General features: G+C 38.0%; 22 protein-coding genes and 1 pseudogene. 19 read left to right on the top strand and 4 right to left on the bottom strand.

What is annotated here, in order from left to right; all coding sequences use genetic code 11:
- Window positions 1–41: 41 nt before the first annotated feature.
- The 9 genes from ACN6NF_RS15820 (at window position 42) to ACN6NF_RS15780 (ending at window position 5,889) form a co-directional block, all read left to right on the top strand.
- A complete protein-coding gene (locus tag ACN6NF_RS15820; protein WP_474318534.1) occupies window positions 42–263 on the top strand; it encodes a hypothetical protein in 222 nt (73 codons plus the stop codon).
- Window positions 238–735: a phage holin family protein gene (locus tag ACN6NF_RS15815; RefSeq protein ID WP_474318533.1), complete on the top strand. Its 498-nt coding sequence runs from the start codon at window positions 238–240 to the stop codon at window positions 733–735. Before ACN6NF_RS15820 ends, ACN6NF_RS15815 begins: the two co-directional genes overlap by 26 nt.
- Window positions 704–1,480 carry a M15 family metallopeptidase gene (locus ACN6NF_RS15810; protein WP_474318532.1) on the top strand — a complete coding sequence of 259 codons (777 nt, stop codon included), beginning with the start codon at window positions 704–706 and terminating at the stop codon, window positions 1,478–1,480. The genes ACN6NF_RS15815 and ACN6NF_RS15810 overlap by 32 nt, the downstream gene beginning before the upstream one ends.
- Before the next feature lie 2 nt (window positions 1,481–1,482).
- The gene (locus ACN6NF_RS15805) at window positions 1,483–2,037 is read left to right on the top strand and encodes a phage holin, LLH family (RefSeq protein WP_474318531.1); all 555 of its coding nucleotides are present in this window, start codon (window positions 1,483–1,485) and stop codon (window positions 2,035–2,037) included.
- A gap of 339 nt (window positions 2,038–2,376) precedes the next feature.
- Window positions 2,377–3,585 carry a hypothetical protein gene (locus tag ACN6NF_RS15800; RefSeq protein ID WP_474318530.1) on the top strand — a complete coding sequence of 403 codons (1,209 nt, stop codon included), beginning with the start codon at window positions 2,377–2,379 and terminating at the stop codon, window positions 3,583–3,585.
- Window positions 3,554–4,210 carry a hypothetical protein gene (locus ACN6NF_RS15795; RefSeq protein WP_474318529.1) on the top strand — a complete coding sequence of 219 codons (657 nt, stop codon included), beginning with the start codon at window positions 3,554–3,556 and terminating at the stop codon, window positions 4,208–4,210. The genes ACN6NF_RS15800 and ACN6NF_RS15795 overlap by 32 nt, the downstream gene beginning before the upstream one ends.
- Window positions 4,203–4,709 (top strand): SLATT domain-containing protein, encoded by a 507-nt coding sequence (locus ACN6NF_RS15790; RefSeq protein ID WP_474318528.1) that lies wholly within the window; start codon window positions 4,203–4,205, stop codon window positions 4,707–4,709. Before ACN6NF_RS15795 ends, ACN6NF_RS15790 begins: the two co-directional genes overlap by 8 nt.
- Window positions 4,710–5,002: 293 nt before the next feature.
- Window positions 5,003–5,311 carry a DUF2500 family protein gene (locus ACN6NF_RS15785; RefSeq protein ID WP_474318527.1) on the top strand — a complete coding sequence of 103 codons (309 nt, stop codon included), beginning with the start codon at window positions 5,003–5,005 and terminating at the stop codon, window positions 5,309–5,311.
- A 128-nt stretch (window positions 5,312–5,439) separates the two neighbouring features.
- Entirely contained in the window at window positions 5,440–5,889 is a 450-nt protein-coding gene (locus ACN6NF_RS15780; RefSeq protein ID WP_474318526.1) for a NucA/NucB deoxyribonuclease domain-containing protein, read from the top strand.
- A 140-nt stretch (window positions 5,890–6,029) separates the two neighbouring features.
- Here the strand turns inward: ACN6NF_RS15780 and ACN6NF_RS15775 are convergent, their stop codons facing one another.
- Window positions 6,030–6,194 carry a hypothetical protein gene (locus ACN6NF_RS15775; protein WP_016822009.1) on the bottom strand — a complete coding sequence of 55 codons (165 nt, stop codon included), beginning with the start codon at window positions 6,192–6,194 and terminating at the stop codon, window positions 6,030–6,032.
- Window positions 6,195–6,216: 22 nt separating this feature from the next.
- Window positions 6,217–6,825 carry a hypothetical protein gene (locus ACN6NF_RS15770; protein ID WP_474318525.1) on the bottom strand — a complete coding sequence of 203 codons (609 nt, stop codon included), beginning with the start codon at window positions 6,823–6,825 and terminating at the stop codon, window positions 6,217–6,219.
- A 273-nt stretch (window positions 6,826–7,098) separates the two neighbouring features.
- Between ACN6NF_RS15770 and ACN6NF_RS15765 the strand changes: the two are divergent.
- Window positions 7,099–8,513, top strand: a pseudogene (locus tag ACN6NF_RS15765) (helix-turn-helix domain-containing protein).
- A 178-nt stretch (window positions 8,514–8,691) separates the two neighbouring features.
- Window positions 8,692–8,925: a hypothetical protein gene (locus tag ACN6NF_RS15760; protein ID WP_474318524.1), complete on the top strand. Its 234-nt coding sequence runs from the start codon at window positions 8,692–8,694 to the stop codon at window positions 8,923–8,925.
- Between the two features lie 22 nt (window positions 8,926–8,947).
- On the opposite strand, the gene ACN6NF_RS15755 is transcribed toward ACN6NF_RS15760, so the two are convergent.
- A complete protein-coding gene (locus tag ACN6NF_RS15755; RefSeq protein WP_474318522.1) occupies window positions 8,948–9,823 on the bottom strand; it encodes a hypothetical protein in 876 nt (291 codons plus the stop codon).
- 200 nt (window positions 9,824–10,023) lie between these two features.
- On the opposite strand from ACN6NF_RS15755, the gene ACN6NF_RS15750 reads away from it, so the two are divergent.
- The 7 genes from ACN6NF_RS15750 to ACN6NF_RS15720 all read left to right on the top strand — a co-directional run bounded on the left by ACN6NF_RS15750 (window position 10,024) and on the right by ACN6NF_RS15720 (window position 16,456).
- Window positions 10,024–10,449: a NucA/NucB deoxyribonuclease domain-containing protein gene (locus ACN6NF_RS15750; protein WP_474319069.1), complete on the top strand. Its 426-nt coding sequence runs from the start codon at window positions 10,024–10,026 to the stop codon at window positions 10,447–10,449.
- A 175-nt stretch (window positions 10,450–10,624) separates the two neighbouring features.
- Window positions 10,625–11,758 carry a fibronectin type III domain-containing protein gene (locus tag ACN6NF_RS15745; RefSeq protein WP_474318521.1) on the top strand — a complete coding sequence of 378 codons (1,134 nt, stop codon included), beginning with the start codon at window positions 10,625–10,627 and terminating at the stop codon, window positions 11,756–11,758.
- Window positions 11,759–12,224: 466 nt separating this feature from the next.
- The gene (locus tag ACN6NF_RS15740) at window positions 12,225–13,919 is read left to right on the top strand and encodes a DNA/RNA helicase domain-containing protein (RefSeq protein WP_474318520.1); all 1,695 of its coding nucleotides are present in this window, start codon (window positions 12,225–12,227) and stop codon (window positions 13,917–13,919) included.
- Between the two features lie 246 nt (window positions 13,920–14,165).
- Entirely contained in the window at window positions 14,166–14,426 is a 261-nt protein-coding gene (locus ACN6NF_RS15735; protein WP_474318519.1) for a hypothetical protein, read from the top strand.
- 296 nt (window positions 14,427–14,722) lie between these two features.
- Entirely contained in the window at window positions 14,723–15,865 is a 1,143-nt protein-coding gene (locus tag ACN6NF_RS15730; RefSeq protein WP_474318518.1) for a hypothetical protein, read from the top strand.
- 14 nt (window positions 15,866–15,879) lie between these two features.
- Window positions 15,880–16,269 (top strand): hypothetical protein, encoded by a 390-nt coding sequence (locus tag ACN6NF_RS15725; RefSeq protein ID WP_474318517.1) that lies wholly within the window; start codon window positions 15,880–15,882, stop codon window positions 16,267–16,269.
- A gap of 103 nt (window positions 16,270–16,372) precedes the next feature.
- Window positions 16,373–16,456 (top strand): putative holin-like toxin, encoded by an 84-nt coding sequence (locus tag ACN6NF_RS15720; protein WP_223822117.1) that lies wholly within the window; start codon window positions 16,373–16,375, stop codon window positions 16,454–16,456.
- Between the two features lie 215 nt (window positions 16,457–16,671).
- Here the strand turns inward: ACN6NF_RS15720 and ACN6NF_RS15715 are convergent, their stop codons facing one another.
- Window positions 16,672–17,274, bottom strand: coding sequence for a bZIP transcription factor (locus ACN6NF_RS15715; RefSeq protein WP_474318516.1), 603 nt, complete (start codon window positions 17,272–17,274; stop codon window positions 16,672–16,674).
- A gap of 152 nt (window positions 17,275–17,426) precedes the next feature.
- Here ACN6NF_RS15715 and ACN6NF_RS15710 point away from each other — a divergent pair, with 152 nt between their 5' ends.
- Entirely contained in the window at window positions 17,427–17,762 is a 336-nt protein-coding gene (locus tag ACN6NF_RS15710; RefSeq protein WP_474318515.1) for a YolD-like family protein, read from the top strand.
- Window positions 17,763–17,793: the final 31 nt, after the last annotated feature.

Here is a 17,793-nt window from a genome sequence, read left to right as displayed (position 1 = left end):
AAAAGGGGCTTATTTTGCGTCTTGAGGGGGTGACGAAACCCATGGCAAAGATAAAATCTACATTGGATATACAACTGGATCTAACCAGACCTGTTGAAGAATTGACTGAGGTTATTTCTGCTGTAATTGCTTCACAGCCACATAAACGTAAAGAAATACTTGAGGAAATGGATATAGCAGTAGGAAATGCATTAGCAGAGATACAGACCCAAGAGGAAAAGGATCAGAAAACAGACGATGATAGCTCAGGAAAAGTTTCCTGAGCGAAGAGACGGGGGAAGCATGGTGGATAAGTGGGAGGTTTTTAAGTTCAGCACTGCTTTAGGGAGCAGCGCTGTGACGTATTTTTACGGTGGGTGGTCAGGAGTATTGGGGGCGTTGCTTGCTCTGGTCATTATTGACTACGTAACTGGATTATTCGCGGCTGGCGCTGAAGGTAAGAAGGGAACTGGACCAGGTTTAAAAAGCAAGATCGGCCTTATCGGAATCGCTCGAAAAGTATTTATTTTCGCAATGGTAGCAGTATCCCATCTCATTGATGGTGTCTTAGGCGATTCGCATCTTTTCAGAGATGCGGTCGCTTATTTTTATATGGCAAATGAGCTGCTTTCGATTCTTGAGAATGGAGGCAGGCTTGGAGCGCCAATACCACCAGTGATCCGGCAAGCAGTAGAGGTTCTTAAAGGTAAAGGGGGTAACAGTAATGACAATAACACTGGAGTTGGTAAAGAGTAAATCTGCCACGCGTTTACAGGGTCTTTTGCCAGTCATTCGTACAGCCGCGGAGCGCCTTATAGAGCGCTCCTATTCTTTGGGAATACCGATAGTCATTACGCAAGGTTTACGGACCATAGCGGAGCAGGACGCGCTGTACGCGCAGGGGCGAAATGGAGATAAGCGTCCCAAAGTAACCAAAGCACAGGGCGGGTACAGCTACCACAATTTTGGTGTAGCCGTGGATTTTGCCCTGTTGTTGCCAGACGGGCGATCCGTAAGCTGGGATACCAGACGGGACGGCAACTCTGACCATAAAGCCGACTGGATGCAAGTTGTGTCTATCGCTAAGGATTTGGGATTCGAGTGGGGCGGAGATTGGCGAACGTTTACGGATTTACCACATTTGCAAATGGTGTTTGGCTTAAGCACAGCGCAGTATCGGGCTGGTAAGCGCCCAAGTCGGGCGCAGCTTAACGTAGTTTTAGCAAAGATTAAAAAAATGGAGGATGATGAACCAATGACGGCAGAGGAAAAAGCAGCGTTTAAGGAGTTACAAACAACAGTACAAAAGCAGGCTGACCGCATCAAGACATTGGAGGCGGCAGCTAAGTTGCATGAAGTGCCCGCGTGGGCTGAGCAAGCTTGCATCAATGCCAAGGCCGTTGGGGTACTGGACACGGCGAATGACAGTAGCTACGACTTTTACCGTATGGTCACACTGCTTGATCGATCCGGGATTTTCAAAACGAAAGGGGATAAATAATCATGCAAACAATTATCGAAACCGTACAACCATATGTAAGTACCATTGTCACAGCCGCTGCGGGTGTGCTTACAGCGTTTGTTTTAGGAGGTCTGAACAAACTCAAAACTAAGGTTAACGTGTGGCTAGAAGCGCGTACCACGGCGGCACAGAGGGAAGTAATCCATAAAATTGCTGGGGAGGGCTTTGCTTTTGCTCAAACAGCATTTAAAGAAGCTGGAGGAGAACGTAAGCTTCAGGAGGCTTTGCAGTATGCTTCACTTACTCTTTCCAGGCAAGGTATCGTAGTATCCAAAGTAGAGTTAAAGTCTGCAATTGAGAAGGCATATCTGGAGTATAAGGCAAAGACAAAAGCGATACTCGCTACTGAAGCACAGCCGGACGAGGATGCAGCACAGGCTGCTGCTAAAGAAGCTGTATCGGGTCTGGCTGCAAAGTTGAATGATTTCTTAGCGCAGGCAACGGCTGAAGTAGAACCTGTTGTTCCTGCTCAGGTGCAACCTGAGCCTATTAAAGCACCGATAGAAGCAACACAAACACCTATAACTACTGGATAAGAAAATGGAAGTAAAGTCCCTACTAGCATATGTTAGTAGGGTTATTTATTTGATTGATATACGAACGTTTGTTCTGTATAATATTTTTATAAATTCTAATGCAATGTTGATTTATGTTGTCAATAAGAAAAAAGAGCAATTTTTCTGTGTAAATACTACCAAAATTCAACAAAATAACCTAGAATAAAGGACAGACATGAAGGAGGCTGGAATGTCTGTTGAAATTAAGTGTTTTTCTTTCTCCATATACTCAAACCGATATATGGCTTGTTATGTCAGGAAAATAGGTTTCAATTTAGACAGGACCCTCATTGCTATTTAATAATAGGGGGAGAGAAAGTGGTCGTAGAAAGAACACTAAAGAATATTCATATACAAGATTTTTATGAATTTTTCAAAAAACATGAGGTTCCTAGAAGATCTATAAGGATACAAGCTGGAAGTACTCCGGTAAAGTACACTAAGATTCTGGAGATCATAGAGCAGGAACTTGCCCCAAATGATGGAAGCTTTACGAATGAAGATTTAGATGATTTTTTATTTGAACAATTATATTACAATAACAATGACCATCACTATTTGTACAATTTAAATGATATATTTCTTACTGACGAGTTAATGGACAAAGATGGGATCATTAATCATTTTAGCAGTAATCCTTCATTAAAATACAACCAAAGTTTATCTGATTGGGAGGACAATACAGACACTATTAATTTATGTACATCTCGACTTGAATTTAATGAAAATAACGAACTTGAAAAAATACACCTTCTGTTAAGGATAGGAGTTATAACAGGGGAGAATGGTAGAACTAATGTATTTTGTGGGGTAGTTATTTGTGTGAGTGCCAACACAGTTGTACTAAAATTTCGTCAAGGTCACATTCAAGAAATGAACGAAAGTCAAATTATAATAAACAAATCCATTATTAGTTCATTAAGTGGTGAAGGTAAAGATGGGGTACAATTTAGAGATTTAGGGCTTTACATCACTACTTTAAATGAAAATAGTGTTGAGGCAATGATATATAAATTATTCGCTGAATTAAGTAAAGAAGCTGAAAATAAACTTAACAGTGAACTTGATGATTCTGTAGAGTCTAAAATTGAGGACTTTTTAGAAAAGGAATTAAATATAGTGAAAAGTGAAGAAAATTTTGAAGATTACATCGAACAAATAAAAGCCGTTGTTTTCCAAGATATAAGTAGCAGAATGACTCATACATTATTTAAAAAGGGTTGGGTTTTTAAATTTGTATTTAGAGAAGGAGATCATAGTAGGGCATCTTCAAATGCTGAAAAAAGATCTCCTGTCTATAGTTATAAATCTTTCTGGCAACTCAAAGAGTTAATTCATTCCCTCGGCGAACTTCAGGAGGCTGGATTTCACTGGAACTTAAACGAAGTTGAAAGTGACAGTAAATTTGTAGATGTAAGATTTGAATCTAGAAGCGGAACTATGTTAATGCACTATTATTATAAAACTCGCTCAGGCAGAAAGGAGAAGGAGGAATATGTTATACAAAAAATTACAGGAAATTTATGATCAAAGTGATTGTAATAAATTTTTTCATAGATCATTGTTAATAAATTTAAATGATTTAATAGTCTGGAGTCTGAAAAGAAATAGGAGAAATCTAAGCCCTTTTAAATTCGCTAATTTGAGTAATATCGAGACACGAGAAGCCATTAAATTCTTTATGTACTTTTCTTCGATACCACATGGAGTGTTTGAATTGGAATTCTTTTTTGAGTGTACTAATCATAGGTGCGACAAAAGGATATACCTAGAAAATAGCGATCTCACTAAGAATAGCAATGTTATTACGTGTGAAGAATGTAAGAAAAGTTACCTTGTTGGAGAGATCAGGGAATTTATTAAAGTGTACTTTAGGTTGAAAGATGATATGGTGATTCTTGCTAGTAAATCTAACGTAGTGGAAAAACAAAGAACTGACCCGAACTCGACGTTTGATGCTCTAATTGGGATGTCTGATAGTTTAAAGCCCCACTCCCCTTCATCTTTAAGTAATACAAATATTAGATTGGATGAAGGAGATGCTGACTCTTCAGTAGATTTGAATATAATTGTAGATATTGACAAACATGCGTCTAATCCTATTTTTAATGAGGGTTTATTAGCATCTGTGATGGAATATATGCATGACTAACAGAGAGGTAGAGCAAAACATTCCTGATGTGAATGAGCACAAGCAAGCACTCGCTAAACTGAGTAGATTAAATGGGTTTATCGAGATGGAGATGAAGGGGAGCAAAAAATCAGGCGTTAGTTTAAAGAAGAAAGCTCGACGACATGAAATTTGGGTGATCTGTTTATCAGCTATAGTTACAATATTGCTTGGGATAGATTTGAGCGAACACAAACTAATAACACCTTGGATAAAAAATGCTGCTGTAATATTCAGTGCCACAGTTACAGCATTCCATACTTGGAATGCTTTTGCTAATTACAATGCAAGATCTGTCCAAGAACAAATGATGGTTAATAAGTTGTCTTTACTGTATAAGGATATAGTTCTATATACTGAAGGAAATAGCATATGTACAATATCCGATTATGAATTATTTAAAGATCGTTATGATAAGGTTATGGAAGAATATTTACAAGAGAGAACTCCTAATGACAAGGAGAAAGAAAAGAGTGAGTAAGATCGCTTTTTTTGAATTGAATAGAGAAATCTGTTCGTTATTTATCATTGGATTTCTCTATTCATAAGCTAGTTATCTGTTTCAGGTGATAGTGATGATCTTACATATAAATTATAAAAGTAATTCTAATACATACGGAAGCACCGTTATGCAATCCGAAAGCATCGGTGATACCCTGCTGGCATACGCTGGTGGGGTGTTTTTTTATATTCATTTTTCATTGGCTATCAAAATAAACAGTTGAAAAGCCGATATCTTAATTACCAACGAATGAATATTTAGGAGGATTATAGATGGTCTTTTGGATTCTTTCAGCTTTGGTAGTGGGACTTATTCTTTCAGTGGTCATAGGTGCAGATATTACAGCCAGAAAAAATCGTAAGCAACCGAAAATAGAACGGATAGGTGAAGTGGTTGATAAACGAGTTAATTGGACCGAAGGATCGTCTTCAAAAACATTCTATATAACCTGCGAGTTTGAAAACAATGAGCGAAAAGAAATTATAGTTAGGGAAGATAAATACGGTCTTTTTGTTGTAGGAGATAAAATAAAAGTAACAAGTCAAGGTACTTGGGACTGGGTAGAACGTGTAGTAGCGTAAGGTCATCAGGATATTTACAGAATCAACCAAGCGGTATATACTTTCTATATAAATTCGAAAGCATCGGTAGCACTCCGCTGGCTCAAGCCGGTGGGGTGCTTTTCTGTTTTATAGGGGGAGGAATACATATGTTTAAATGGATATTCACCGTACTCATTACAATCCTATTAGCTGGATGCAGTGTACAAGAGACAGCCAAGACGAAGACAACAAAACACGAATCGGTACCCGTAGCTGTAACACAGGTATCTGCCGATACGGTCAAGCTGGAATTTCCGTCAGACCGCTATCCTGAAACAGCACTGCACATTAAAGAGGCCATTGCAGCCGGAAAGTCACCAGTGTGCACCATAGACCGTGAAGGAGCCGACCATAACCGTGAACTATCTCTGAAAGGTGTGCCCACTAAAAAGGGCAAGGATCGCGACGAATGGCCTATGGCGATGTGCTCTGAAGGTGGAGAGGGTGCAGACATTAAGTACATATCACCCAAAGATAATCGTGGAGCTGGATCGTGGGTAGGTCACAAGCTGGACGAGTACGCTGACGGAACAAAAGTTGAATTTATCGTGAAATAGAAACTCTCCGCTAACCTTAATCGGTCGGCGGGGGAGTCTTTTTGTCATTGCTCATATGGGATTTACACCAAAAGATTTGGTATGTAATATAAAAGCCCTCCATTAAAGGAAGGCTATATAAAAATCATAAAATTGTTTGATTATAAATATGAACTAACCAAAGCGATTGCTAAAATAACAAGAATAACCATAAAAAATATTTTATAACCAGGTTGTCCGTGTGTATTTTTTTTCTTCTTAATGTAGTAGACAGCCATATAACTTATTCCCCAAATAATCACTAAAACAGCTAAAATACTGGTCATAGAGTCTCCTTACTGTGTCGTATTACAAAGGTTCAACATCAAACACTGCCGCCCATGAAACAGAAACATAAACTCCGTTACCATTGTTATTAGCACTCATACGTGCAGCAAACAATGCAAAGTATCCTGCGACTGATCCTGAAATACCTGAAACAGGAGGATACCAAGCCGTTGCCCCTGAAATGAGTGTGCCGCCACCTGCCACAGTATTATAGTAATCTATCGCTTGTTTAGTTTGATAGTCAGTGAATTTCCGATCATATCCCCACCAGTGGTAAGTCCAAGATCCGTATTCTGCATTAAGCGAGATGGTATTGTCCTTTATGCTTAAATCGCTATTAACAGTAATTTTACCTGATTTTGATAACTCATTTAATTCATCAAAATGCTTTTGCAAATCCGATAAATTATACTGGTTATAAATACTTTCAGGAACGTCTTTTAGGGACAATACCCCATCCTTAACTTGTACATAGGGTTTTACTGCCTCAACTGCACTCTTTTGAGTTACACTTGAACTTGAATTTTGTGTGATTTGTTCTGTGGATGATTCAGCAGATGCTGCAATTGGAGCAACTGCTGTAAGAGCCAATACACCTGAAAGAATGATTGCTGTGTTCTTTAACTTCATCCAAAACCGTCCTCTCGAAATGGTATTATTTTGAACTACCAATCCAGTGTACCACAAAATAAGGAATAATTTGTGTGTTTTAAATAGTTAAATGGAAAATGACACTATAGAACTATTTGTCTTACAGTAGTCGACAATATTCAAAAAATATAATTTAGTCGAATATCGAATGACAAAAATTTCAAAACTTATTGACAACTGTTAAATTATGAACAACAATAGAATGCAATAATATATAAAGTTTGGAATTTCTGTATGAAGGGTGGATATGATATGAAGCATACACCTACGATTAGAGCAGAATTAGACAGATATCTAGAACAAAAGGGTTTGAGCTTAGCGCAATTTGGACAACTTGCAGGCATGAATAGGGGGATAATAAGTGCTATTGTGACAGGGAATAAGTCAATGTCTGTTAACCAGCTTGACCGAATCACTGAGGCTATGGGTTTACCAGAGGGAGAATTTTACGATCTATTTATAGAAAACTTCATCATCGACCATCCCCCGAATATGAGGCGAATCGAGCCGTTTTTGTTTCGCTGTGCGGAGTTGGACAGTTAGATGCGATCCGTCGAGTGGTAGGAGCCATCATGGACAATCTACTGTATTCACCCAAGCTATTCGAAATTGCAGAAGAATTATTGTCGCAGGGACGAAATGAGGCTGCTTTGCTGCTTTATGAGGGTGTAGCTGAAACGGAGAGGTATCAACATTCTGAACGCTTGGCAGTCTGCCAATATCGCATATTCACGATTCAGATTGGAGACGATCAGAGCCAGAATCTCAAGGCAGCCACATTATTTGAACCCTTCGTGGAACGTCTGGATGAGAAAGACCAGCTTGACGCATTAAAGGATCTAGCTAACGTGTACAGGTCTTTGCGTAAATGGGACAAGGTTGACGAAATGGCGAGGAAAATGAGGGCCAAAGCGGAAATCCAATATTCAATGAAACATGAACAACGGGGTCGAGAGCGGGATGAGTCTGTCAATAAGCTAAGTCGCCCGTTGTTTGTATATATTTCCTATGCTGACCTATTGTGTGCTAGTGTCTGTGAAGCCCAAGGCGATTACCACCAAGCTCTACAATATACATACGCCTATGCTGATTTAGATTGGGTTAAAGAGACGGACGAAGATACCCAACACTGGATTGGTTTGTTTAAGCACTGGGCAGAAGCTAATATTATTGTCAATAAGCTTTTATCCGGAGACATAAAGGTGCTGCAAGAATATATTGAATACATCGATGCAGCGAAGGATACAACTCAAGAAGATCGGATTATTCAACTACTGAACATTATGATAACGGCTAACCGATATGATATCGACGTTAGTGATATAATTAAACGATTTGAAACTGACATTGTATCATTATCACAACACTCATCAAGTGATATATATACTCAACAAGTGGTACCAGATTATTTTGCGTGGTGTGGTTATGAGTTGGCCCATTATTATTTACATCGAAGTTCTTACGATGATGGTTTTAAACATTTGATGTATTCTATGGTAAGTTATCATACACTAAATAATGAGACTTATTTCATAAATTGTATGGGGCTCTTTTTACATTTTCGAGAACATGCGAGTCTTGAAACCAAAGCAAATTTTTTAAATCTTATTGAAAAGGTGTGGATGAACAATGTTAAAAAAAATGGCACTGGTGATCGTCGCGGCTAGCTTTTTGTTAATTGTTACTGTACCTATTCATTCGCATGGCATAGAGCCTCAAGTACAGCACGGAGGGGCTTAAACGTAAGTAAAGCAAATTCCCGCTAACCTTAACTGGTTGACGGGGATTTTTTTTATTGAAGGAATTACTACAACGTTCAGCGAAAGAATTATCGAGGTGATCAGCATGAACCATACATATAAAGTGTTAAAGTCGGATATCGAACTATTTGCTGCTGCATTAAGCCAGGTAAGAGTGTACGTTGTTCAGTCGTTGAGAGAGGATATAGTGTCGGTTGTAGATTATGGTGGCACTATAGAAAAGTTTTCGCCTGATTCGGTCAAGATTGCCGGAGCTTATTACATACGGAATCAATTTGAATTTAGAGTAGATGTGAAAAAGGACTCCGCTGGTATGTAACCAGTATGGAGTCCTTTGTCGTTTATTTAGCTGAATACTCACTTACTTCAAACGTAAGGATTTTGTTGAAGATTACGTAGTCTTTACGGTTACTGAATGGACCTTTGTTATTATTGTGCTTATCAATGGCAAAGAATGAAGGGCCTCTGCCAGCATCTTTAGCGTCATACCAAGCAATGAAAGCATTCAATTCTTTTTTACTCAAATCGAATTCTTTATCAAAACCATTGTCCATTGTTACAGTCAGAATAGCACGGTCACCGGTAGGTTGTGATGGTTCAGTTGGCTCCGTAGGTTCAGAAGGATTAGGCTCAGGACTTGGTGTTGGATTTGGCGTTGGTGTTGGTTCAGGCGTCGGTGTTGGTTCAGGTGTCGGTTTAGGATCTGGTGTTGGAGAAGGTTCGGGTGCTGGTACTATGTCTTTACTGTTAAAAAAGTCGAGTTCGCTTATATTTATGTCTTCACCACTCATAGTGTATAAAGTGATGAATCTTACATTACGTACTATTTTTTCCTTAGGAAGCGTTTTGAGATTTCCATCACCTACATTGGTTTCAAATGCATCTTCATAACCTGTACTTCGATTATAAAAGTTTATTCTCATAGGCTTTAAATCGCCTTTAAGTTTATATGAATCAATTGTTCTATCTGTACCTAAATCAATCATAATCATCTTATTTTTAGGAAGTAGGTAGCTTGTTTCTTCATTGTTATCTGTTACAAGTGTTGTACTCGTTGTGCTTGCATGGGATCTCCCTATAAAATATATATCAGGGATCATTGCATCAACACTTTTTCCGTTGGCATAACCTCCAGTATAGGCACTCACTGAGGAGAGTGGGATAAAAATAGTGATAAGTAAGGTGAAGCATAAAATTAGATTGAGCTTTCTTTTCATGTATAAATCCCCTTTTTGTTATATTTGCTCAGTAATCATACAAAAACAAAATAGGAATGTTTAAACATTTATGTCTATATATTCAAAATAAAGTTTAATGGTGGATTTTAATTTTTATTATGCGACAAGCTATGCGATACTTCGACATGTCTCCCAATATAGTATTGAGAAGATTTGAAATACTATGGAGGTGTCGTATGATAAAAGGATTTGTAAGAGGACTAGTTGTATTTTTACTAGCTGCTATTTTCTCGGTACAAGGCGTTTATGCTGAACCAGCAGCAATCAGCCAACAAGCAGCAGCTGGGTATACGTTGGAGTTCCCAAGTTCACGTTACCCTGAAACTGGAGCACACATTAGAGATGCAATAGCATCCGGACATTCTGCTGTATGTACCATTGATCGGGATGGGGCAGAGGAGAATAGGAAGGAATCTTTAAAGGGTTATCCGACTAAAAAAGGATATGACCGCGACGAGTGGCCAATGGCAATGTGTGCAGAAGGTGGCGCAGGCGCTGATATCAGATACATAACCCCTAGTGATAACCGGGGAGCAGGATCATGGGTAAGCCACCAGTTAGATAAGTATGCTGATGGTACAAAGGTAAAATTTATAGTGAAATAAAAACAAGGACTCAACTAGTATGAAAGCTAGTATGAGTCCTTTTTAATGCCCAATAAAAAATAAATATGCAAATATTTAGATTATATTTATAGATTAGCAAGTTTATGTTTAGACAATATGTGAGTGTCAATCTATCTTTATAGATATACAAGATATTCATAGGGGGCTAATAATCATGTCAAAGAAATTTTTGACTACCGTTCTAACTTTTTTTCTAATTAGCATCATGTTACTACCATCAGCTACACATGCAGCAACATTGAATAAAACAGTTGAGGGAATGCTAGGATTCTCACCTCCAACAGGTACTACAGTAAAAGGAAGTACCACTTGGTACAATTTAGTCGCAAGCAATGCAATAGACGGAAGTATTAAAACAACATGGAATGCCGGAGGGGAAAATGGAAATATTGAGTTAAGATTCCCTAGCCCAGTCGAAATAAATTTTATTCATATCTCTACTAATGCTACGCCACCACGAGATATAAAATATACAATTTACGGATTCGTTGAAGGAGAATGGAAAAAAATAAGCGAACAAGTTACTCAATCTTTATCTGCTACAAATACAATAACGCCGCCTATTAAAGTTCAACAGGGTACATATGATGGTATCAAAGTTGACGCTTTGGGAGGTGCGTCTTGGTTGGCAATTAACGAGATAACACTTGGCATCAATGAACCAATCGATCTTAAAGGTCAACCACTTGATTCATCAGCAAAGTTGAATTGGAATCCAATTAAAGATGCTGCTAAGTATAAGATCAATTACGGCACGCAATCGGGTAAATATTCAGAGTCTATTACAGTAACCAAGGATGTGGATGGCAATTATGTGGTCCCGAATCTGACTAATGGAACAGTATATTATTTTCAGGTTATAGCTATTATTAACGGAGCTGAGATGGTTATCTCTAATGAAGTTGCAGTTACACCAAATGAACCTAAAACAACTGAGCCGACAACTCCTGACAATCCTTCTACAGGAGAGCCAAGTAATCCGAGCGAACCTGGTACAACAAATCCTGGTGAACCATCGACTGGTGAGCCTACTAATCCTCAATCACCATCAGGCAACCGCGCAATCCTTGTAGTTACTATGACAACTGGCTTAGAAAAAGAATTTGACCTAAGCATAAAAGAGGTCAATGACTTTATCTCATGGTACAACGGCAAACAGGCTGGTTCTGGATCGGCTTCATTCGCAATCAATAAGCATGATAACAATAAAGGTCCATTTAGCAGTCGCAAGGACTACATGCTGTATGATCGTATCCTTACGTTTGAAGTAAGTGAATACTCTAAATAAAGCAATCCCCGCCGGCCAGTTAATCGTTAAATAGTGAAAAGCCCAGCTAATCCCATTAAGGTTAGCTGGGCTTTTGCTAGACAATAAGTATGGCATCATTGCTCCGTAAATAAAGAACATATTTAGTAACAATTTTCGGCGGGTGTGCTGAAGCTATATGACTTGATGCTCTCTGAGGTGCGACAGTGGGTGGGTTTAGATCAAAACCCGTTAAACTAACGATATAGTTAAATCTTTGGGTTGCGAAATTGTTTCCAATTTCGTTCATCTCTGAATTGAACTACTTTTGACATTAAATCTTTTATCTGATCTTCGTAGGGTGACATAGCTCTTTCTCCGCTCCCTGTTTTATTTGCTGAACTCTATTGACATCAACCGTAATAATCACAAATAATTAATTTAGATTTACTAACATTGTAATATAAATAGATACAGAAATGAGTAGATGTCTTTGAAATACGGAATAATGAATCTGCCTCTATACGTAAATAGTAGCAGCACAAACCAAAATTGTATTCATGATCTCTGTCAAAGTGAACAAGATATATTAGATAAAGGCTTTGTCACTTATATCTACTATAATCTAAAGAAAAAAACAGTATACATAGGCGAAACAAAGCATTTTTGGGTACGTCACGACCAGCACATTCATGATAGCCATTTCAATGATGGCGAATTTACCAATTGCTTAATTGTTTACAATGCAAGCTTCTTTACCGAGTCCCATATCAAAGATTTGGAGTTCATGATAATTAACCATATGCTTGCGGAAACAGACGAAACGAAGTTCAAGATATATAACCGAAATAATGGACAACCTCAACCGCAATACAACGAGCATCACAAAGTGGAGCAAGAAGTATTTGTGAAGCTGTGGGGAAACGAATTATATAATCAAGGATTAGTACATACAAACGATCTAGAAAGAATTAGGCAGAAGATTATTTTCAAATACTCCCCTTTCACTCAACTGAGTAAACAACAATCTGATATTGAGGAAAGAGTAATTCAAGATCCTCGTAATAAGTATCTAATTGAGGGTGGAGCTGGAACTGGAAAAACAGTTCTCATGATGTCGCTTATGTATAGGTTGATCAACAAATATCCAGATATGAAGATAGGTTTGATCACTACAAGCAACCTACTCGACAAGTTTAATCGAATTTTAAAGCAATTGAATTTGAAAAATAAACTTACCTTTGTTCGAGCTGGCAAGGCTATTGAGGAAGCACGCAAGAGTAATAGTCACTACGATATCATCTTAGTTGACGAAGCACATCGTTTGCAAAGATACTACCCCAAAGGACACCCAGAATCTAAAAAACATTTCGACAAGAGTCAGCCTGAGATTAACGAAATCCACATGCTTCAAGAAATCACAGATGGACTTGTTCTCTTCTATGACCAGTTCCAGAGCATACGTCCACAAGATGTTCTTAGGGCTAACTTCATCAAGCTCACCCAAGGATATGTAAAAGAATCTCTAAGTCAACAATATCGAATTAAGGGTGACGGTTCCTTTAGTGGCAACGATTTTCTCAATGGCATCCTGTATGCTTTAGACATTGTAGATGAAATTGAATTTAATCCTAATGTCTTCGCATATCGCAACAAGGACTCTTATTTTGGAATCGTTGATTCCATTCAAGACCTATTTAAATACATTGGAGAAATTGAACTCCGTCATGCCAATACTACAAATCGTGTTATTGCTGGTTATACTAGAGAGTGGATTTCAAACCCAAAATCATCGCGAAATAAAGGAATAGACAAGTTTAATCTGCCTTATGATTGGGTTGAGAATGAATGCAAGTGGCGATGGAATAGCCAGTATGAAAAATGGGTTGAGATTGAAAGTAGTAAGAATGAAATAGGCTCTATCCATGCCATTCAAGGCGCGGATATTGACCATGTCGGAATTATTATCGGCAAAGATATCGCTGTTGGTGAAAACGGAAAACTTAGAGCTATAAAAGGGAACTATAAAGATACTGGTGGTACTCCACTACTGAACGAATACAATGAACAAGAACTTACTAGTTTCATACTGAATATATATTACGTGCTCCTCACTAGAGGAATTAGTGGATGTAGGGTTTACTTTGAAGACTCTAAAGTAAGAGAATATTTTGAAGAGAAATTATCGTCTAAATTCATTTAATTGTTGATATACTGCCGATCTTTAAGGTCGGCTGTTTGGACTACATCTGTTCTTGGGTTTAGCAATGGTGTGTAATCCTGATGCATGGAGGGTTCTTGATACGGGCTACACTTGTAGGGAACACCTGGACATTGCCCGTTAACCTAGCTAATGAAAATAAGAAAATTTTAAATATCTCTCTCATGGAAGAACAGAAAAAAGAAATTAAAGAACAAAATTGGGTGAAATCTGTGCGTCCACAATCTAATGACACATCACTTCAAGAGGTTTGTAACAGAAACGAATCTTAAAAAAGAGACGGTAACCATTGATACTAAAACAGGGCTCCCGGTAAAGAGAGAGGTCTTTGTGAAAGATAAAGAGGGGAATTGGACAGAAGACTCTGTTAGGGTCGAGGAATACAAATATTTAGACTCCATGCCAATGAACTTGCAAAAAATGAATAATGAAGTGGAGATCAAAGAAATTAATGCTCCGATTAGAGAAGATAAGTTATTAAAAGGATAATCCGAACAGTATAAGAACAAAAAGTGAACAACAATAGTAAGAGGAAAAAGTAGTACTTAAAAAGCTCTGCTAACCTTAATCGGTCGGCAGAGCTTTTATCGTTTCTAACAGGTCCGTGTTAGCTGGTTTATATTTCGTTTTAGCTTCTTCATATAATTTTCCGAGGTTACGAAACTCTATTGTCGTCCTTTACCATGTTGAAAATATGTTTACTATTTAATATTTTTCGTATATATTAATATTTGGAAATTAGTTTTTAACAAATATTCCCTACAAAACTAGAGGAGATTATTACAATGAGCATTTCATTAAGAATAGAACGCAAATCCGGTGGGGAACCAATCGAGTTTGTAAAAGGTGAGGTCATTGGCTTTACTTATAAGAATAATAGTTCCATAAACCTTTCAGCTAAGTCTCCAAACTTAACTCATTCGCTACATATTCGAAGCAAAATTCCGCTTCATTCGCTTCCTTCAGTTATAGACAATGCGGATAAATCCAACATGCTGTATACATGGGCAAACACAGAATATAAACCTGATAGTGAGGATTACTATCGCAAATGTAATATCCAAATCGTTAGAAATGAAAACACAATCCGAGATATTACGTTTACACACGCTTATGTAGATGAGTATCAAGAACAGATTGATACCAGCAAAGAGGTTCTTGAGTTTGAACTTGTTTTAAAACAAAAAGAAGATCAATTGGGAAAAATTCAATACAGTCCTCAGTTAGAACCTAAGGAAACAAGGGAAAAGGATCAGTCTGATGTCTCGCAAAAAGTACTGGAAGGCGCATATAGTAAGAATATGTTAGTGTATGCAGGGAATAATACTTTTCCGTTTGAAAATCCGATGGTAGAACTAGAAAAGACTTGGGTGCGAGGCGTAGAGAAGGTAAAGAATTCAACAGATACTGTAATACATTATCCTGATCGTAAAGCATTTGCATTAGTAGCTGTTCCTATAGCTCGAAAGAAGTACGGGGACATTACAGCCAATTTACTTCAACATTCACTTGATTACAACCCAGGAAATTTACACTTTAACGAATGGTCATATGAGGCGCAGCAAATTAAAAAATCTAAAGAACACATCGCAATAGTTAATGATGAAGTCAAAAAAGCTAATGCTAATAAAGCTAAAAGTTTTTCAAATAATGAATCTAAGGGATTAGAAAGTGATAAAGATTTATATAATGCTTTTCACAAGATGTATTATAAAATAAATGGAAACTACGTTGACGGGCAATGGAAAATTACTACAATATATTATGATAAATATAATTTTGAGTATAATTTTAAACAAATGTTTACTGGGAACAACAAACTTGGTTGGGCTGCAGCAAACCTAACAAATTTAATGGAATCATGGGGAACACTAAATGAGTATACGTCTTATGTAACAGTAGCTGATACAAGAAAAGCTTGGAAGTGAGGTGTGAATTGCGGATGAAGCGTAGATATATCTTTATTTTGATCTTGCTCTCTCTACTAGTTATAACAACTACTATAATTTTTTTAGTGAATTTGGGGGATGATACGAAGTATAAATACCCATCAGGCAAAGATACCGTAGAATATTTTGGTGACGGGACTTTTCAAATTTTTAGAGGGGGGCCGGACGACCCTTTAATACTTTATAATCATCTTGCTGATCCAACGGAAAATACTGTTGATAATGTTGTGTCATATAAGATAAAAAACAATATCGTATATGTGGTTGGTGAAAATAGCTTCATTAAGCTGGATTCAAGTACCAACACATACAAGCAAAAGAAACGGATTTCCGACTTTACTTCCGAAGATAGAGAAATATTTAATGAATTAATGGAAAAATAAAAGTAAAGCCTCCAGACTTACCTAGAGCTTTGTATAATCTGGATTGTGCGACAAAACGGCTATAAAGGGCGATCGGCTAATCTCCCGGAAGGGAGGTGACGCCATGGAAGTTAAAGACACGCTGATGTTGATGATTCAATTCGCAACGTTGGTGATTCTGATACTTTCTTTCCATAAACGGAAATAGACCGCCCTGGCGAGGATACGGTCTATTTCTGGATCAAACCTCAGTTGCTGACCGCTCTTATAGCGGTAAGTCGTGCAGGGGACGGTGGCTGCCGTTCCCTTTTTCTATTCTTATGTTATCATATTCATTTTATTCAGGCAATGGAATTACCTTTGTTGACAATAGTCATAATGGTTATAGAAATACTAAAACCCCGGATTGCTCCGGGGCTTTTTTTATCTGATCGTATATTCGTAAACTTTATCCCGAATCTTTATCTCTGCTTTTAATGGCTTCTCACTTTTAGCCACCTCATTGGGTATCTCTGAAAGATAGTACAGTGTTCCCGTTTTAAGTGGGTCAACGCTGGTTATGTTGGTGTAAGTAAAGTCTTCACCACCACGTTCCTCAATAGTGCTGAATGTATCATAATCATATTTGTTATCGAATTTTAGGTTTACTTCCGCTATTTTATCTGCTTTAATTGCTTCTGCCCCAAGATTTTTGGCTTTAATGATTAGAGCAAAGAAGGTGGAGTCTGTTTCTTTGGATTCGTATAGTGTGTGGAAGTCTCCCGGTTTAGAGGGTTCGATTTTTTTCGAAATCTTATTTCCCGTTACTGTTATATCAGCGAAATCTTGTATTGTAACTGTCTCGCCCTTTTTAATAGGTGTAACCGTATCTTCTTGCTTTTGTTCCACTGGTTCTGCTGGTGTAGTAGAAGTCGTTGCCGTAGAAGTAGCTTGTTTGGTGTCATTTGTTGTGGCAGATTGTTTAGGTGAGCAAGCTGCAAGCGTTAGAAACGCGGCAGCCACCAATATACCTGTTACAAATTTCATATTATCCCCCTGAATTTGTATTTTCGTTTAGTCTATCAGACCTAGGAATATTTTTCTAGCATAAAAGTTTTAGATCCAGGAGGCAAAAAGTCTTGTCTAGAACGTATGTTCGGAATATAATTTCTACATAAATACATCAGGAGGCTACATACATGTCGAAAAAATTAGAAGGTAACGGCTTATGGGAAAGCAGCCGGATTATCATACCAGAACACAAGGAAGCATACTTAAAACTCATGAAAGACCGTCAGCGGAGAGGCAAGCCGGAACTTGATGATCAGGAAGTCCGGTTGATCGAGCAAGCGCTTATAGAGTCCTACAACACACGTCAACCTATAACACTGGTGGTTTTTAGCCCGTTCGATGACGAAGAACTCACAGGTGTAATCACTTCTATAAATACTGCTCGCAGGGAAGTAAAACTGTTTCGTGGCGAGGATGATTTTAGTTGGATCAAGTTGGAGGATATCATTTCAGCAAGTTTCTAGCGGATAAATCTAGAGAATAGCAAAATAATCG

It is taken from the genome of Paenibacillus sp. TSM33, assembly GCF_056099025.1.
This window is presented reverse-complemented; position numbering and strand designations above follow the sequence as displayed.

Bases quoted from the DNA above. Each gene is read 5' to 3' on its own strand.
- ACN6NF_RS15820 (WP_474318534.1), top strand. From the start codon at position 42: ATGGCAAAGATAAAATCTACATTGGATATACAACTGGATCTAACCAGA.
- ACN6NF_RS15815 (WP_474318533.1), top strand. From the start codon at position 238: ATGATAGCTCAGGAAAAGTTTCCTGAGCGAAGAGACGGGGGAAGCATG.
- ACN6NF_RS15810 (WP_474318532.1), top strand. From the start codon at position 704: ATGACAATAACACTGGAGTTGGTAAAGAGTAAATCTGCCACGCGTTTA.
- ACN6NF_RS15805 (WP_474318531.1), top strand. From the start codon at position 1,483: ATGCAAACAATTATCGAAACCGTACAACCATATGTAAGTACCATTGTC.
- ACN6NF_RS15795 (WP_474318529.1), top strand. From the start codon at position 3,554: ATGTTATACAAAAAATTACAGGAAATTTATGATCAAAGTGATTGTAAT.
- ACN6NF_RS15790 (WP_474318528.1), top strand. From the start codon at position 4,203: ATGACTAACAGAGAGGTAGAGCAAAACATTCCTGATGTGAATGAGCAC.
- ACN6NF_RS15785 (WP_474318527.1), top strand. From the start codon at position 5,003: ATGGTCTTTTGGATTCTTTCAGCTTTGGTAGTGGGACTTATTCTTTCA.
- ACN6NF_RS15780 (WP_474318526.1), top strand. From the start codon at position 5,440: ATGTTTAAATGGATATTCACCGTACTCATTACAATCCTATTAGCTGGA.
- ACN6NF_RS15775 (WP_016822009.1), bottom strand. From the start codon at position 6,194: ATGACCAGTATTTTAGCTGTTTTAGTGATTATTTGGGGAATAAGTTAT.
- ACN6NF_RS15770 (WP_474318525.1), bottom strand. From the start codon at position 6,825: ATGAAGTTAAAGAACACAGCAATCATTCTTTCAGGTGTATTGGCTCTT.
- ACN6NF_RS15760 (WP_474318524.1), top strand. From the start codon at position 8,692: ATGAACCATACATATAAAGTGTTAAAGTCGGATATCGAACTATTTGCT.
- ACN6NF_RS15755 (WP_474318522.1), bottom strand. From the start codon at position 9,823: ATGAAAAGAAAGCTCAATCTAATTTTATGCTTCACCTTACTTATCACT.
- ACN6NF_RS15745 (WP_474318521.1), top strand. From the start codon at position 10,625: ATGTCAAAGAAATTTTTGACTACCGTTCTAACTTTTTTTCTAATTAGC.
- ACN6NF_RS15740 (WP_474318520.1), top strand. From the start codon at position 12,225: ATGAATCTGCCTCTATACGTAAATAGTAGCAGCACAAACCAAAATTGT.
- ACN6NF_RS15735 (WP_474318519.1), top strand. From the start codon at position 14,166: ATGACACATCACTTCAAGAGGTTTGTAACAGAAACGAATCTTAAAAAA.
- ACN6NF_RS15730 (WP_474318518.1), top strand. From the start codon at position 14,723: ATGAGCATTTCATTAAGAATAGAACGCAAATCCGGTGGGGAACCAATC.
- ACN6NF_RS15725 (WP_474318517.1), top strand. From the start codon at position 15,880: ATGAAGCGTAGATATATCTTTATTTTGATCTTGCTCTCTCTACTAGTT.
- ACN6NF_RS15720 (WP_223822117.1), top strand. From the start codon at position 16,373: ATGGAAGTTAAAGACACGCTGATGTTGATGATTCAATTCGCAACGTTG.
- ACN6NF_RS15715 (WP_474318516.1), bottom strand. From the start codon at position 17,274: ATGAAATTTGTAACAGGTATATTGGTGGCTGCCGCGTTTCTAACGCTT.
- ACN6NF_RS15710 (WP_474318515.1), top strand. From the start codon at position 17,427: ATGTCGAAAAAATTAGAAGGTAACGGCTTATGGGAAAGCAGCCGGATT.